This window comes from Variovorax boronicumulans (genome assembly GCF_019352895.1).
Taxonomy (GTDB): Bacteria; Pseudomonadota; Gammaproteobacteria; order Burkholderiales; family Burkholderiaceae_C; genus Variovorax; species Variovorax boronicumulans_A.
In genome coordinates this window covers 104116-118179 of sequence record NZ_JAAAFX010000001.1, presented here as the reverse complement: position 1 = coordinate 118179, position 14064 = coordinate 104116, and the positions used below count along the sequence as shown (strand labels likewise).

Genomic DNA, 14064 nt, shown 5'->3' with positions numbered 1-14064 from the left:
TGGATGTCAGTTGATGACCGTGTCTCGAGCCGGGATCGGCTGGGTGTCCATCTCGTAGTAGGTCGGGCTGTAGTTCACGGCCCGGACCGTCACGTAGTTGTTCTGCGGCGGATCGATCTCGCCGACGAGCCAGGCTTGCCGGTGACGCGCGTCATCGGAGGCAAACGAATAGATCGTGCGCACGCCGTCGGCACCGCCTCGAGTCACCACCTCCTCGGTGGGGAGCGACTGCAGTAGCACCTGGTCATCGCGGCCGGGCACGGCCGTCACGGCTATGCCCTGGAGCGAGCCGTCGCGGCGCATGAGCACGATGCTGTGCGAGCCGGCGCCGAACGCAACGCGCTGGCTCAGCGTGAGCAGCAGCCCGTCTTGCGCGACCACCTCACCGTCGTAGCTCTTGAAGCGCGTGTTGTCGACGATATCGATCCGCGTGTTCGGCAGCAGCAGGCGAGCATCGGTTGTGCACGAGGTCTCGATGCTGAGGCGCTGGCCGAGCAGCTTGCGGTACTCGCGGTTCGCGCGCAGCCACGCCTGCGCGAAGGAGCGAATTCCGGGAATCTCGAACTTCTTCGCCTTCGTCGCGCTGCCGTCGAGAGGCAGCCGGATGGTCTCGGCTTGCTGAGTGCCTGGATCCTGGTAGACGAACTCAATGCCGTCATAGGCCGCGTCGTTGGCGAAGGTGCGTGTGAGCGTCTCGACCCCCGGCTCCTTGTTTCGATGCGTGAACAGAGCCGCGCTGTGGTCCTGCTTCCGGTCCAGCGCGAGCCGGATCCTTCCACTCTGCCGGTAGGCATTGCTGAAGCAGGCGTTTGCGATCGTCTGCACCGTCTCCTCGAAGCTCATGTTGTCCGAGTCGAAGGTGTAGTTGAAGGTCGGCGCCTCAGGGTGGATCGCATAGAGCTGATCGACCACGCCGGAGATCTGCGACATGTCGAGGTCGGATGCGGGTCGGTTCCCGATCTTCGGGTCCATGGCCACCGCTGCGATGATGTGGTGCGCGAAGCGCGTGCCGTAGAGCTCGCCCCAGGCGTGTCGCCCATCCGGGTCATATCCGCCGCTGAAGCCACTGCCCGTCCAGATTGGGATGCGTCGTGTCGCGATGCAATTGAGCTGTCGCTGCTTGACGGCCGTCGAGCGCGACGTGGCATGCGTTACGGTGTGGATCGTCGTCTTGTTGCCGAAGTGCGCGCGGTCGACCTTGCTCACGGCATAGAGGTCGGCCCACTTGATCTCGTCGATCACCGTGCCCTGGAAGCCATAGTCGAAGGGCGTCGTGCGGCGCAGGCGCACGCGCGTGGGGCCAGTCCAACCGGTGGCGTACTCCAGCGTTTCCGCGCGCTCCTCGGTCGTGATGCCGCTGAGCGAGCCGGCGACCGTCACAACACCACCGATGGGATTGAGCGAGCCGTCAAGCTGCTGCAGCTCCGCCGCATAGGCCACTGTGGCGCGCGAGCGCCCGCCGCCGTCCTTGTACATGCCGTTCTGTGCGACCACATTCACCCAGGTCTCTACCCGGTCAGCTGTCGGCTGCGTCACCCAATCCGTCCAGTCGGTAAGCCCGTTGTTGGCGACCACGTGGATCTTGGTGAGGCCGGTGCCGACAAGGTCAGCAAACTCACCTGGGAAGGTCGCGCCGCTGAGGATTGCCCAGCCGTCGCCGACGTCAGTGACCGTGCGCGTTCCACTGAATGCTGCGCCGTTGATGTCGATCGTCACGCCAATCGCACCGATCGGCACCTCATCGACCTGCGAGCCGCTCGTGACTGTGATGCCGTTTGGTCCAAGCTTGCTCGCCACGATGAATGTGCCATTGTTTCCAGGCTCGGTGAAGCCGGAAAAGGTGACCTGCTGCCCGACCACGGTATCCCTCAGGACTTCGGCACCCTCGCTGATGTCGCTGTATTGCCGCATCGCGCCGTTCACCGACACTCGGCCATTCGCGAAGGAACTGCGGCTCGGGGCGACGATCGTCACGGTCTGGCCGATCTGTGTGACGGCGCTCAAGTTTGGGCGGCGTCTTTGCTGCACCAGGCGGTCAGAGCTCGCCGCGGGCACTGTCACGTTGTCGACCACGAAGCCGAACTCGCGCGCCGGCCCGGGCGGCAACAGGACATAGCCACCGTAGGGCTCCAGCTGGATCTGGTTCTGTGCCTTCAGCGTGATCCCGTCGATCTCAACGGCGCGGCGCACCGACAGCACGCGATCGATGATCGAGGGGCCGACCTGGATGTACGGCGCGCCACTGTTGGGCGACGAGAACGGGTAGTACACCGCGGCGCTCGCGCCCGTGATCGACGACATCAGCGTATCGCCGTCGCGGATTTCGGAGATTTCGTGATAGCCGCGGCCGATGCAGTAGTAGCCGTACTCGACCTTCACGCTGTCGACGTACTTGTTGTAAGTCGGCATGAGCAGGCTCGGAATCGCCTTGACCGTGCCGTAGATGTCCTCCACGCGCTGCAGCAGCCGCACCTGGTTCTCGCGCGTGCCGAGCGCGTTGTTCGGGCTCTCCTGCGTCCGGTTCACGTTGGCCGGCATGTTGGGCTTGCTGGTCATCAGCGCCGACGCCACAGCGTAGACGGCCATGATCACCTGGAAGGCCTGCCACCACATCACCGGGTTCGCGCCCGGGCTCTGAAGCACCGTGTAGTAGGGTGCATCGCTGGCCAGCAGCGCGGGCACGTCGCGGGAGATCTCGGTGCCGGCGCTGGGCTCCCCGCGGAACACCTGCAGGCCCACCGGCGCGCCTGCCTTCTCGAAGTGATCCACGAGCCACTGCCCGACGCTTTCGACTTCCAGCACCTCGGCCGGCTGGTCAGCGAACGGGTGCCGATGGATGCGAAGCTGGGTCATGCGGGCCGCTCCCAGAACTCGATCAGCCCGTAGGCGTCGCGCGCGCTGGCCATGTCCTGGTAGACCGGGCCCGTGTCGAGCGCATGCAGGATGCCGCCCTCGAAGAAGATGCCGCAGTGGTGCAGCCCAGTGCGTTCGCTGCGCCCCATCAGCACCACGCACAGCTCGGCCGGCTCGGTGATCTGGATGAAGCCGTGCGGCGACTTGTGCAGCGCGATGCGCAGCGCGGCCGCAAAGGCGCGCACGCTGTTGTTGATCGTCTGGTAGCCGTCGACCTGCTGGTCGCGCTCGGCCGCATACACGTCGGCGACCAGGTTCCAGCACTTCGGCTCGTCGTAGGTCTTGTCGAGATAGTCGTTCAGGTTCATACGAAGGCCCGGAGCATTGGCACATCACGCGGCGCATAGAGCTCGCCCGTGCGGTTGACGTTGAAGCGCGGCGAGTGCGCCACGATGCCGGCGGTGCCGCGCTCCAGGGTGGTGGACAGCACCTCGAGCGGCACGCTGGCCTGCGGAGCGGTCAGGTCGTCCGACAGGTACTCGCGGTACACAAGGCGCATGTACTCGGTGGTGTAGAGCGGGATGCGGTCCAGCTCCTCCTGGAAGGCGTCGCTGATGTCCGTCGTGTCGAGCGCGATCTTGTAGGCCTGATCGAGATCGGCCGGCGTGCCAGCGATCACCGGCGCGATGTTCGCCGGCTCGACGGTCACCACGACGCCGCCCTCGATCATCACAGCGCCGGCGTACGGCTCGCGCCACAAGTGCCAGGTCTTCGACATGGCCGAGTGCGAGAACGACAGCACCACGATGGGATAGATGTTCTGCGGCGCGCTGACCAGGTAGCGGCGCAGTCGGGTCTCGAGGTCGAGCGCCATCAGAAGTCCAGCACGGTCGAGTCGACGCGCACGAAGTGGTCGAGAAGAGAGAGCAGACCATCGGTGCCGTCGCCCAGCTCGTTCCAGACGCCAACAATTGCCGCCGCGTCAGCGTCGCTCAGCTCGAAAGCGCTCGGCGAAGCCTCTACGGCAAACGACACCGACGTCACCTCCCCGCCGAGGCGGTTGGTAGCGTAGGTGTCGGGCACGATGTTGCAGTCGTGGTCCTGCAGGCCCATGCCGCTGTCGAGCGGCATCACGAAGGTGATCGCGCCTTTGCGAATGATCCGCAGGAAGAACACGGTCCAGATGCTCAGCATCTGGGCGTCAAGAATCATCTGCACGCGGAATTGCTGCGTGCCCCGGTCCCACTCCATGGCGTAGCGCGCAGCGCCGCCGGCCACCTCGGTGCGCATCACGCCGCTCGGCGCGCCGGCGCTGTAGGCCGTCGCAGTGACCTTCAGGCCATTGGGAATGCGAGCTGTCGTCATGGAAGCGCGCGCTCCGATCGGTAGTTGCGCCGGTAGGCCTTGCCAATCTTGCTGTTCGGGTCGTCGAACTGGGCGGCAATCTCGTCGATGGTCAGCTGCGGGCCCTGGGGCGTCTGCTCCATGTGCGCCCTGGTGATCTGCATCGGCGCGTTGTTGTGGATGGTCAGGCCGCCTGTGCCCATGCTGATCTGGTGGTTCGGGACGATGTTTCCCGGCACCTTGGGCACGAAGAGCTCCTGGCCGCGCTCGCCCACCAAGTAGGTCTTGCCGGCGTCAACCGGGCCACCGTCAGCGCGCGCGCCGGCCAGACCCATAAGGCCGATCATGGTGCCCAGGCTGTCGCTGCCGCCCGCCACGTTGGCGATGCCGGCAGCCGTGTTGCCGGAGAAACCGCCGACCAGGCCGCCGAGCAGCTTGGACCAGCCCCCTGCCCCACTCGTCGCGGTCGTCAACGCCGAGCGCACCTGGATGCGAATGAAGTCCGCGATGATGGAGTTGGCCAAGCTCTTGAAGTCGGCCTTGCCCGTCATGACGAACGACACGAGCGCATCCTCCATGCCGCTGAACGCCTTCGTGACCAGGTTCTCGGTCTGCTTGAAGACGTTCGCCGATTCGTCGGCATAGTTGGCCAGCGCCTGGCTCGCGCCCAAGCTCCAGTCGCCCTGCTTCGCCTTCAGCTGGTCGAAGTAGTCGGAATTGATCTGCAGCGCCTGCGCACGCGCCTCCGCGATGTCGCGCACACCCTTCTTGTAGGCATCGGTCTCGAGCGTGGCGTTCTCGGCCGCGGTCTTCGTGAAGCCCGTCTGCATGCGCGAGTACTCGCGCTCGATCTGCTGCCGGGCGCGCAGCTGCTCGGCGGCCTCGCTGCCCAGGCCGATCACGCCCAGCTTCTCGTCGTACTGCTCGCGCTGCTGCTGCAGCGCGTCGGCGATGCGCACGCGATTGCCCTCGGCGGCGTTGGCCGTGGCCTTCTCGGCGTCCTTCCGGCGCTTCGCGTCGTCCGCGAGGATCTTCTGGAAGCCGATCTCGCGCTCCACGAGCACGTTGATCTCCAGCTGCGCCTTGATCTTGTCCTTGGCGGCCAGCAGGCTCTTCTGGTCGGCCGTGAGCTGGCCCTTGTCCTTGATGTCGGCGATCAGCTGCGCGAACTTCGCCTGCTCGCGCTCTGCATCGGTCAGCTTCCCGGCGCTGGTCAGCTGCTCGCGCATGGCTGCCTCTTGCTGGCGCAGCGTCGCGAGCATCTTGGTCGAGGCGTCGTCCTGGAACGGCTTCGCGGCCGGGCCCTTCGGGTCCTTGTACTTCTCGTTGATCGCTGCGACGCGGTCGTCATATTCCTTGCCCACGATGCCGAGCAGTTTGGCGTCGCGGTCGAGCTGCTCGATCTCATCCTTGCGGAGGGCGGCCTTCGAGCGCGTGGCCTTCTTCTGCTCCGCGAGACGCTGGGCGGCCGCGATCTTCTCGGCTTCGGCCCGGGCCTGCTCGCCGGTGGAGGTGGCAGCACGGCGCTCCAGTTGCTCCGATTCTTGCATCGCCGCAATGCGCTCGCGTAGCGCGGCGTTGCCCTTCTCGAAGGCCGCACCTGTGGTCGGGTTCAGAGCGCCGCGCTGCATGCGGTTGGCCAGCTCTGCCTGGGCAGCGCCGATCTGTTCCTGCAGCGTGGTCGGCCGGCCGATGCCCTGCATCAGATCCCATGCCTTGCGCGCATCGTCGCCCAGCGCGCGCCACGCCCGAGACAGCAGGCCAGCCTGGGCCTCGACCTGCTTCAGCCGCTGGCTCGTGCTGTTGGCGTAGCTGGTCTGCGCGAGCGCCGCAGCCTCTTCCTTGCGCCCTTGCTCCTCGAGCACCCGGATGCGCTCGTAGGTCGCGAGGTTCAGGTAGTGGAACTGCTCGTTGAGCTTGGCCGAGGCCTTCGTGGGCTCTTCCGACAGCTTCTCGAAGCTCTTCACAGCGTCGTCGATCGACGTGCCGAGCACGCGCGACATCGAGACAGCAGCGGTGCTCACGGACTCCAGCGCCGCTGCTGCGATCTTCCCGCTGTCGATGGATGCTGCGAGGGCTTCAGCGGCCTGGCCCTGCGTGCCCGTCGTGCGCGAGATCGTCGCCGCCAGGAGCTGCAGGTCGCCCGCGGTCCTGCCGGCAGCGTTGCCGGTCAGGATCAGCGCCTTGGTGTAGGCCTGCGATTCCTGACTGCCCTGGTACGCAGCCAGGCCGAAGGCAGCCAGCACGGCCGCGCCCACGGTCAATGGGGAGATCAACGCCGAGATGTAGCCGCCCAGCGCCTGCGCCGCCGCGCCCATGCCGCCGAAGCTGTCCTTGATCTGCGAGCCCTGCTGCAGCAGCACCGTCAGCGGCGCCTGGCCGCCCTGCAGCGAAACAACGATGTCGCTGAACTGTGCAGGAAGTTGACGCATCGCTTGTGCCGTCTGCGCCGACGACACGCCGACCTTCTCGATGAGCGGCGTGGTCTGCTGCAGTGCCGCCTGCGCACCCTTCTGCTTGGCTGCGATCGCGTCGAGCTGGTCGAGATACGGCTTGAGGGCCGTGGTGTCGATGCCCCGCTGGCCGGCCAGCACCCGGAAATAGTCAGCGCCGCTGCGCGAGCCGGCCTCCATCACGGCGATCTGCCGCTGGATGGAGCCGATCATGTTCCGCGTCGCCGCATCGACCTTGCCGGCCGCCGGCGCCGCGGCATCGCCGATGGGCGCCAGGCCGGTCGCAGCTTCCTTGCCGGCGGTGATCGCGGCCTGGCCGAGATCCTTCAGCGACTTCTTCGTCGTCTGGATGCCAGCGACCGCCCCCGATACGTCGGCGCCGATCTGCAGCTGTGTTTTCAGGTCGGTGGCCATGCGGTCATTCGTCTTTCTCGTGCATCGCTTCGAGCGCTTCTTCCTCCATCACGCGGATGTCGGTCAGCAGCGCGTCCCATTCCTCGGCCGAGAGGCGGAGGCGGTCGAGGAGCGGGTAGATCGCGGTGTAGTCGAGGCCGGTCGGCCCGTTGAACCCCGTGCGCCACTGGGTGCCCACGGTGATGAACAGGTCGACGGCCTGGCGGCAGTCGGGCCAGTAGTGCACGACCTCGTGCGCGTAGTCCTCAGGCCGGAACCCGAAGGACGTCATCTCGGCAGCGGTCGGCGGGCGCTCGAACCGCGCCCGCGCGACCGCCTTCAGTTTTTTGTGCGGCCTTCGACCAGGGCGGTGCGATACGCCATGACGATCGCGGCGCTGGCCGCGGGGTACTCGTCGGTCAACTTCTTCACGTTGACGGCGTCGAACGGTTCCTCGAGGTCCCAGCCCTTGACCGCGCCAAGGATGTGCCGCACGTTGGTATCGAGCTCGCGATCGGCCGCCGCTTCCAGGTCGAAGCCGGGCGCGGTGTCGTCGGGTGCGGTGCCGGTCTTGATGTCGGGATAGAGGCCGGCCAGGAACGCGGCGAACTGCGCGCGCGTCCGGTAGACGAACTCGACGGTGAGGTCGCCCTCGCCGCCGCCGAGCAGCGGGAAGGTGATCTTCTGCTTGAAGGTCTTCGGCGCGCCGCCGAGCTGAATTTTGGGCATGGAATGCTCTCTTCTGATGAGGGAAAAAGACCCATCGGTGAGCGACACCGAGGGCGTGAAAAAGCCCGCACGAGGCGGGCTGGTGGCGTCAGTAGCGGACGGGGCGCGACTGCAGCGAGATGGTCGCCTTGACCGCCATCACCTGGCCCTTGGTCAGCGTGGGCGTCTCGTTGAGCGCGATGATCCCGTTGTAAAGGACCAGGGCGCCGTCGGGCAGCGTCAGCCGGATCGGCGTCAGCGCACGGCTGTCCGAAGCTGCCTTGAGGGCGATATAGCCCGGCAGCGTCTGGTCGTCGGCGATGTCGAGGGCGATCGATTGCGCGCTGGTCACAGTGGGCAGCTGGCGCTCGAAGTCCTCTTCGAGGTAGCTGAAGTTCGCGAACTGCTGGTCGCCACCCGAGGTCGTGAAACCCAGGATCTGCGACACCTGCGTCCAGGCCGTGATCTTCTGCGCAGTGCCGCCGCCGGTGCCGGCCGGAAAGCGTTGGGTGTTCAGCGTGTCCTGGCCTTCGAGGGCGAACAGGTCAGCAGCCTGGCCCGACACGCGGAAGATGCGGTCGTTCAGACGCTGCCATGCGGACTTCAGCCAGATCAGCTCGCCGTTGGCGTAGCCGTGAGCTACGGAAGCCGCGACGCTGGGATTCGCGTTCGAGAGGCCGGTGATCACCTTGGCCGCGGCCAGCGTGGTGGCGATGGAGACGACCGAGCCGTCGGGAAGTTTTGCGCTCATGAGAGGGCCTTTCGGGGAAAAAGCCCGCGTGGCGGGCATTGGTGGGAGCCCTCTTCGGGCAACGAAAAAGCCGCCGGGATTGCTCCGCGGCGGCTTGTGTGATGGCCTTGTGGCCGAATTCGTGTGGCCGTCTACCGGCCGGACCAGATGCCGAAGTCCTGGCGGCTGCCGCGGTAGCCGGTGCCCTCTTCGTGGTCAGCGACGGGGCTGCCGAGTGGCGTGGCCTGCATGGGCGCGGCCAGGATGAAAGCGTTCTCGATGGCGACGCCGAGCGCCGCGGCCTGCGCGCGCGTCGCGCACCAGACCGTGACCTGGAAGCGGCCGTGTTTCTTCGTGGGCACCTCGCGGCCCAGGTAGGTCAGCGACTCGCCGCCCACCTGCTGGTAGACCGCATACGGCGGCACCGCGGACAGCGGCGCGACGTCCGGAAAGACGTTCATCGCAGGCGCCACGACGGGCGGCAGCACCGCGCGCAGCAGCTGGAAAATGTCGGCTTCGACGGTCATGCGGAATACCTTGCGAGGATCTGGCGCATGCCCTCGGCGAAGTGCGCCTCGGCCGCGGCGAGCGCGGCGCCGACCTTGGCGTCGTAGGCCGGCCGGATGAAGGGCTTGGCGGCAACGCGCCGCGGCACAGCCAGCAGCTCTTTCGAGGTGCGCCATTTGCCGTCGTCGGTCAGGAACACCTTGCGGGTCTGCATGTGGCCGAACTCCACCAGGTGGCCATGCGGCGCGCGCCGGGCGTTCCAGCTGATGTGATAGACCGCGCGCTCCGGCGTGCTCTGGTCGCTGTAGGCCTGGTAGATCGAGGTGTAGAGGTTGCCGGTCTTCCGCATAGGCGCGACGCGCGCGCGAACCTCGTCGTAGAGCACCTGCGCGCCGGCCTGCGCCGCGGGCCGCACCAGCGCGAGCATCGCCTCCTCCATGCCATCCAGCGCCGCATCAGCGCCGCTGTGCTCGAAGGCGATGACCATCGGCTCAGCCACTCAGCACCTCGCACACGAGGTCGATGCGCTCACGGCTTTCCGTGTCGTCCTGCACCGCCTTGATGTCGTAGACCGTGGCGCCCTCGTAGGCGCGCATCGCGGCCGTGATACCTGCACGGCGGCGGATCCGGATGCTCGCCGGCACCGCGCTCGATTCCTTGTCGGCGCGGATGGTTTGCAGGCCCGTGTTGGTCTTGATGTTCGCCCACACGGTGACCACATCGACCCAGACCTGCACCGGCTGCCCGATCTCATCCTGGCCGTCGGTCAGGCGCTTGATCGTCACGCGGCGATCGAGTTTTCCAGCACGCAAGCTCACGGCATCATCACCCTGCGGTCGCCGCGCAGCAGCGAGCGCGCGCCGTTCGGGACGTCCGTTGCGGTGACGCCGACAACCACGTCCTCGCGGTTGCTGAACAGGTGCCCCAGCGTCAGCAGCACGGCCGTCACGATGCTCGGGTTCACCACGATGCCATTCAGCACGCGGCCGGTCTCGGCCGTGACGAAGTCGAGGCGTGCCTGTGCAACGGAGAGCGCATCGGCGCGATCAGCAGGGTCCTCGAGCAGCGCCGCCGCGTCGGCCGCTGTCTTGTAGGCCGACCGCGCCGTGCCGCGCGCCGCCGGAAGGGCCGCGAGCGCTGCGTCGAGCGAACTCCAGTCGTCGAAGATCGCGCGATTGAGATACTGGGCCGCGGCGTCGACCGCGCCCGCGATGTACGGCTCGACCTGGTCGGCCGGATAGTCGGCCTCGAGGCGCAGGTGCGCGCGGGCCTGATCGAGCGTTACAACGGGCATGACTTAGGCGGCGGGCAGCAGCGCGAGGAGATCGTCCTTCTTCGCGGTAGCCGGGTAGGCGATGCCGGCGGCATCGAGCAGGGCCTTGATCTCGGCCACCGTCTTCGAGGTCGGCGCGCCGCCGCCCTCGTCGTCGCCCAGTGCGCCGAGCGAGAGCGCGCCGGCCTCCAGCTCCTTCGGGCACTCGTCGCCCGGCTGATATTCGACCGGATAGATCTCGCCGTCCGGGACGCCCTTGAATGGCTTGGTGAGTTTCATGATTGCTCCAATGAAAAGGCCCGGCGCTGTGGCCGGGCCGGTTGCAGGAGGCGCGCAGCGGCGCCCGCAGATCAGGTCGCCGAGACCTTGAGCGCCTTGATGACGTCCGGGTTCAGCAGGCCGCCGCCGACGCGCTTGGTCGTGTAGAACTGCACGTACGGCTTGTTGGTATACGGGTCGCGCAGCACGCGCACGCCGGTGCGGTCGACGATCAGGTAGCCGCGCTTGAAGTCGCCGAACAGCGCCGCGATGGCGTTGGCCGCCACGTCGGGCATGCCGGGCATGTCGACGATCGGATAGCCCGCCAGCTGCGCCGGCTGGCCAGCCTGGAACGAGGGCTGCCACAGGTAGTTGCCCTGGCCGTCCTTCAGCTTGCGGAAGGCCGCCTGCGAGCTGCGGTTCATCACGAACTTGGCCTCGCCGGTGTACTCGTTCGGCAGCGCCGTGATCAGGTCGATCACGCTGTCGGCCGTCACCGCGGCGGCCTGACCGGTCGGCACGACCTTGATGTCACCCCACGGGTGAACAGCAGCTGCGGCGCCGCCCGTCACGTACGTGAGGATGCCGCGCGGCTTGTTGGTGCCGTTGCCCGTCAGGAACGCCACGCCTTCCTGGTATGCGAATTCGGTCTCGACTTCGGCCGCCAGCCAGGCTTCGAGGTCGATTTCGGAGTCGTCCAGCATCTGCTGCGTGGCGGCCGGGTTGGCGTAGATCTCGCCCGGGGTGTAGGTCAGCGGGCTGAAGGTCGGCGTGTTGGTCTGCGGACGTGCGTCCGTCTCGCCCACCCAGCCCGAGGTCGTGCCGCGGTTGTTGAACAGCTTCGAGAAGCCGGCCGTCGAGATCTTCTGCACCTGGGCGATCTGGCGCATCGGCGACACGCGGATCAGGCGATCGGTGATGGTGCGGTCCCACTCGATGGGGGCCAGATAGCCGCCCTCGGTGGCGACGCCCTTGTTCAGCGCCGCCTGCACGTCGCCCTTCTTCATGTGCGCATTGAAGGCGCCGGTGTACTCGGCGTCCTTGATGGTCTTGCCGCCACTGCCGGCACCCATCTGCTGGGCCGCCATCTTGACGTTCGTGTCATCCACCTCGCGCTGGAGGCGGGCGATGTCCGCGTTGATGGTGTCCACCTTCAGGGCCTGCAGGGCGTCGGCATTGCCCTTCTTGACTTCTTCGAGCTGCTTGGTGTGCTCGGCCTTGAACGTAGCGAAGGCAGTGTTGAGCGCATCGACGGTGGCCTTGATGTCGCCGGGAGCGGCATCGGCGCGGACCGCGATGAGGCCGCGAGCGGGTGCCGACGAGGCGGCGGCGAGTGCCAGAGCCGAGAAGGCCAGGCGGAGTGCGTGTTGCTTGTGCATGGTCATACTTTCAGTGCGTTGGTGAGGGAGAGCAGCAGAGCTGCGTTTTCGCCAGCGCTCGGCATGGCATCGTCTCCAGCAGCGCTCGGCGTGCCGGGGAACAGGGACTTGAAGACCTCGCGGCGCGAAGCACGGGAATGCCCGGCGCGCGCCATGGAGGCTTCAACGAGCGCGAGCGTCTTGCGACCGCCCTGCGCCTTGGTGTCTTGGGTGATGTCGGCCCGCTCGATCAGGCCGGTGGCAAAGCCGTCTTCGACGGCCTGCGTGGAGTTGATCCAGGTTTCCTTGTCCATGAGCGCCGCGGCCTCGGCCACGCTCAGACCAGAGCGCGAGGCGTAGACCTGGGCCATGGCGGCATCGAACGGCTCGAGGCGCGCGGCAGCGTCGGCCATGTCGTGCCGGTTGCCGATGGCCACCGCCCAGGCGTTGTGCACCATGAGGAATGCGCCGTCGCCCATCAGGATCTCGTCGCCCGCCATCGCGATGACCGACGCGGCCGAAGCGGCCAGGCCCATCACGCGGATCGTGACCTTCGCTTTGTGCTCGCGCAGCATGTTGTAGATCGCGACGCCCTCGAAGAAGTCGCCACCCGGCGAGTTCACGTTCACGACGACATCGCGCGCTCCGATGCTGCGCAGGGCGGCGCTCATGCGCTTAGAGGTGAAGCCCTGGCCGTCCCACGACTCGCCGATCGAGTCATAGATGGAAATCGAGGCCTCGCCCTCGACGGCGGCACGCACTTCCGGGTGCCAGCGCTCGAGGGCATCGGGTCGGACGTCGAACTGGGCGGCGCCGAGGCGGTGATCGGCCCGGATGGCGGGCAATGTGAGCAGGCTCATGGCTTTCCTTCCGGGTTCGCCGGTTCTGCCGGCTTGGCCGGCTGGGTCATGGGGTTGCGGAGCTTGTCGGCGTTCTCGTCGTCTGAACGCGGCATGTCGCTTACCTCGCGGACCTCGTTCTGGGTCATCCACGGGGCTTGTCCACCGGCGCCGAGCGCCTTCGCGAAGAAATCGGCCTGGTCTTTCAGCGTTCCGCGCAGCAGGGCGCGCTCGTTGAACTTGAACTGCATGCCATCGGCCTCGGTCTCGCTCAGCAGCGAGCGGGACAGCGCCTGTTCCCAGGCCGTGAACCAGTGAGAAAGTGCGTACTGCACGAAGAAGATGGCCAGCTGCTCGATGCCGCTGCCCCAGCTGGTGTCGTCCATCATCAGAAGAGGCCGAGGGACGCCGAATGCGCGTGCGACCTCTTCGATCTGGTGATTCCGGTTCTCGATCTGCTGTGATTCGCGGCCGGTGCTGGACCACTTGCTTGCCTTGGCGCCCTCTTCCAGCAGCATCCATTTGCCGGCGTTTTCAGCGCCGGTGTAATCGCTGCTCAGCGACTCCTTCATGCGGGTGTAGGCGTTCTCCGAGAGCTCTTTCTCCACCTCGATTGCGCCGCCGGCCATCACGCCGGTGCGGAACGTGCGCGATGCGGCGCGCTCGGCTTGCTGGGCCAAGTCGATGGCCTCGCGAGCCAACTTGATGCGCGATAGGCCGACGATGCCGTCGAGCGAAAGGTCGCGGAGATGCAGCACCTCGCGCGCCGGCAAGGTGATCATGTTGCCCTCGGGCGTGGTGTAGTCGTACACCATGTCCCAGGTCGAATTCAGCCGGGGCTTGACCGCCAGCGGCTCCATGGGGATCAGCCGAAGCGGACGGGCTCCGGATCCGGACCAGACGATCCGCGCATAACCGTTGCCGTGCAGAAGCGCGTGCAGCTGCAGCAGCGCTTTGAACTCGTAGGGCGTCTGCCAGGAGTTGGGCTTGACCTTGAGCAGGCGGTACGCGGGGTGCGTGGTGGCATATGCCTTGGCCGGCCCGTTCACGATCAGGTTCAGCGGCAGCGTGCCGATTGCCTCGGAGATCAGCGTCGTGCACCGCATGATCGCCATATTCCGGAGGCTCCTCGCACCCGGGGTGTCCAGCCCGCCGGCCACGTTGCCACGGATGTACTCGAGCAGTGCCGGGTCGTCCAAACCGTTGAAAAGCGTGCCGGGCGTGGCTTCGGCACGTGGTCGGCTCTCCGCCTCAGGCATGGCCGGCTCGATGCGGGCCGCTTCCGGGCGTGGCTGCGCCGCCGACGCAGCGCTACGTCGGAAGAAGTCAGAAATGCCCATTCGGTCGG

16 protein-coding genes are annotated in these 14064 nt (G+C 66.8%); all 16 read right to left on the bottom strand.

Going from position 1 to position 14064, the window contains the following annotated elements:
• Positions 1-6: 6 nt before the first annotated feature.
• On the bottom strand, positions 7-2853 hold the full coding sequence (locus K0H49_RS00685) for a host specificity factor TipJ family phage tail protein (protein WP_219209223.1): 2847 nt from the start codon (positions 2851-2853) through the stop codon (positions 7-9).
• Positions 2850-3221: a hypothetical protein gene (locus tag K0H49_RS00680; protein WP_219209222.1), complete on the bottom strand. Its 372-nt coding sequence runs from the start codon at positions 3219-3221 to the stop codon at positions 2850-2852. Before K0H49_RS00680 ends, K0H49_RS00685 begins: the two co-directional genes overlap by 4 nt.
• A complete protein-coding gene (locus K0H49_RS00675; RefSeq protein WP_219209221.1) occupies positions 3218-3727 on the bottom strand; it encodes a hypothetical protein in 510 nt (169 codons plus the stop codon). The genes K0H49_RS00680 and K0H49_RS00675 overlap by 4 nt, the downstream gene beginning before the upstream one ends.
• A complete protein-coding gene (locus tag K0H49_RS00670; RefSeq protein WP_219209220.1) occupies positions 3727-4218 on the bottom strand; it encodes a hypothetical protein in 492 nt (163 codons plus the stop codon). The genes K0H49_RS00675 and K0H49_RS00670 overlap by 1 nt, the downstream gene beginning before the upstream one ends.
• Positions 4215-7064: a phage tail tape measure protein gene (locus K0H49_RS00665; protein ID WP_219209219.1), complete on the bottom strand. Its 2850-nt coding sequence runs from the start codon at positions 7062-7064 to the stop codon at positions 4215-4217. Before K0H49_RS00665 ends, K0H49_RS00670 begins: the two co-directional genes overlap by 4 nt.
• 4 nt (positions 7065-7068) lie before the next feature.
• On the bottom strand, positions 7069-7335 hold the full coding sequence (locus K0H49_RS00660; protein ID WP_219209218.1) for a DUF1799 domain-containing protein: 267 nt from the start codon (positions 7333-7335) through the stop codon (positions 7069-7071).
• Positions 7336-7382: 47 nt separating this feature from the next.
• Positions 7383-7772: a phage tail assembly chaperone gene (locus K0H49_RS00655; protein WP_219209217.1), complete on the bottom strand. Its 390-nt coding sequence runs from the start codon at positions 7770-7772 to the stop codon at positions 7383-7385.
• A gap of 88 nt (positions 7773-7860) precedes the next feature.
• Entirely contained in the window at positions 7861-8502 is a 642-nt protein-coding gene (locus K0H49_RS00650; RefSeq protein ID WP_219209216.1) for a phage tail protein, read from the bottom strand.
• Positions 8503-8633: 131 nt separating this feature from the next.
• Positions 8634-9008: a tail completion protein gp17 gene (gp17, locus tag K0H49_RS00645; RefSeq protein WP_219209215.1), complete on the bottom strand. Its 375-nt coding sequence runs from the start codon at positions 9006-9008 to the stop codon at positions 8634-8636.
• Complete coding sequence (locus K0H49_RS00640) at positions 9005-9475, bottom strand: HK97 gp10 family phage protein (protein WP_219209214.1); 471 nt, start codon at positions 9473-9475, stop codon at positions 9005-9007. Before K0H49_RS00640 ends, gp17 begins: the two co-directional genes overlap by 4 nt.
• A 4-nt stretch (positions 9476-9479) precedes the next feature.
• Positions 9480-9806: a phage head closure protein gene (locus tag K0H49_RS00635; RefSeq protein WP_219209213.1), complete on the bottom strand. Its 327-nt coding sequence runs from the start codon at positions 9804-9806 to the stop codon at positions 9480-9482.
• Positions 9803-10282, bottom strand: coding sequence for a head-tail connector protein (locus K0H49_RS00630; RefSeq protein WP_219209212.1), 480 nt, complete (start codon positions 10280-10282; stop codon positions 9803-9805). Before K0H49_RS00630 ends, K0H49_RS00635 begins: the two co-directional genes overlap by 4 nt.
• A 3-nt stretch (positions 10283-10285) precedes the next feature.
• The gene (locus K0H49_RS30435; RefSeq protein WP_257624521.1) at positions 10286-10540 is read right to left on the bottom strand and encodes a HeH/LEM domain-containing protein; all 255 of its coding nucleotides are present in this window, start codon (positions 10538-10540) and stop codon (positions 10286-10288) included.
• 71 nt (positions 10541-10611) lie between these two features.
• Positions 10612-11898: a phage major capsid protein gene (locus K0H49_RS30430; RefSeq protein WP_257624520.1), complete on the bottom strand. Its 1287-nt coding sequence runs from the start codon at positions 11896-11898 to the stop codon at positions 10612-10614.
• A gap of 2 nt (positions 11899-11900) precedes the next feature.
• On the bottom strand, positions 11901-12737 hold the full coding sequence (locus tag K0H49_RS00620; RefSeq protein ID WP_219209210.1) for a head maturation protease, ClpP-related: 837 nt from the start codon (positions 12735-12737) through the stop codon (positions 11901-11903).
• A complete protein-coding gene (locus K0H49_RS00615; RefSeq protein WP_219209209.1) occupies positions 12734-14056 on the bottom strand; it encodes a phage portal protein in 1323 nt (440 codons plus the stop codon). Before K0H49_RS00615 ends, K0H49_RS00620 begins: the two co-directional genes overlap by 4 nt.
• Positions 14057-14064: the final 8 nt, after the last annotated feature.

Coding starts and splice junctions, on each gene's coding strand:
- K0H49_RS00660 (WP_219209218.1), bottom strand. CDS start 7,335: ATGACGTCCTTCGGGTTCCGGCCTGAGGACTACGCGCACGAGGTCGTG.
- K0H49_RS00650 (WP_219209216.1), bottom strand. CDS start 8,502: ATGAGCGCAAAACTTCCCGACGGCTCGGTCGTCTCCATCGCCACCACG.
- K0H49_RS00655 (WP_219209217.1), bottom strand. CDS start 7,772: ATGCCCAAAATTCAGCTCGGCGGCGCGCCGAAGACCTTCAAGCAGAAG.
- K0H49_RS00680 (WP_219209222.1), bottom strand. CDS start 3,221: ATGAACCTGAACGACTATCTCGACAAGACCTACGACGAGCCGAAGTGC.
- K0H49_RS00665 (WP_219209219.1), bottom strand. CDS start 7,064: ATGGCCACCGACCTGAAAACACAGCTGCAGATCGGCGCCGACGTATCG.
- K0H49_RS30430 (WP_257624520.1), bottom strand. CDS start 11,898: ATGCACAAGCAACACGCACTCCGCCTGGCCTTCTCGGCTCTGGCACTC.
- K0H49_RS00685 (WP_219209223.1), bottom strand. CDS start 2,853: ATGACCCAGCTTCGCATCCATCGGCACCCGTTCGCTGACCAGCCGGCC.
- K0H49_RS00615 (WP_219209209.1), bottom strand. CDS start 14,056: ATGGGCATTTCTGACTTCTTCCGACGTAGCGCTGCGTCGGCGGCGCAG.
- K0H49_RS00675 (WP_219209221.1), bottom strand. CDS start 3,727: ATGGCGCTCGACCTCGAGACCCGACTGCGCCGCTACCTGGTCAGCGCG.
- gp17 (WP_219209215.1), bottom strand. CDS start 9,008: ATGACCGTCGAAGCCGACATTTTCCAGCTGCTGCGCGCGGTGCTGCCG.
- K0H49_RS00640 (WP_219209214.1), bottom strand. CDS start 9,475: ATGGTCATCGCCTTCGAGCACAGCGGCGCTGATGCGGCGCTGGATGGC.
- K0H49_RS30435 (WP_257624521.1), bottom strand. CDS start 10,540: ATGAAACTCACCAAGCCATTCAAGGGCGTCCCGGACGGCGAGATCTAT.
- K0H49_RS00630 (WP_219209212.1), bottom strand. CDS start 10,282: ATGCCCGTTGTAACGCTCGATCAGGCCCGCGCGCACCTGCGCCTCGAG.
- K0H49_RS00620 (WP_219209210.1), bottom strand. CDS start 12,737: ATGAGCCTGCTCACATTGCCCGCCATCCGGGCCGATCACCGCCTCGGC.
- K0H49_RS00670 (WP_219209220.1), bottom strand. CDS start 4,218: ATGACGACAGCTCGCATTCCCAATGGCCTGAAGGTCACTGCGACGGCC.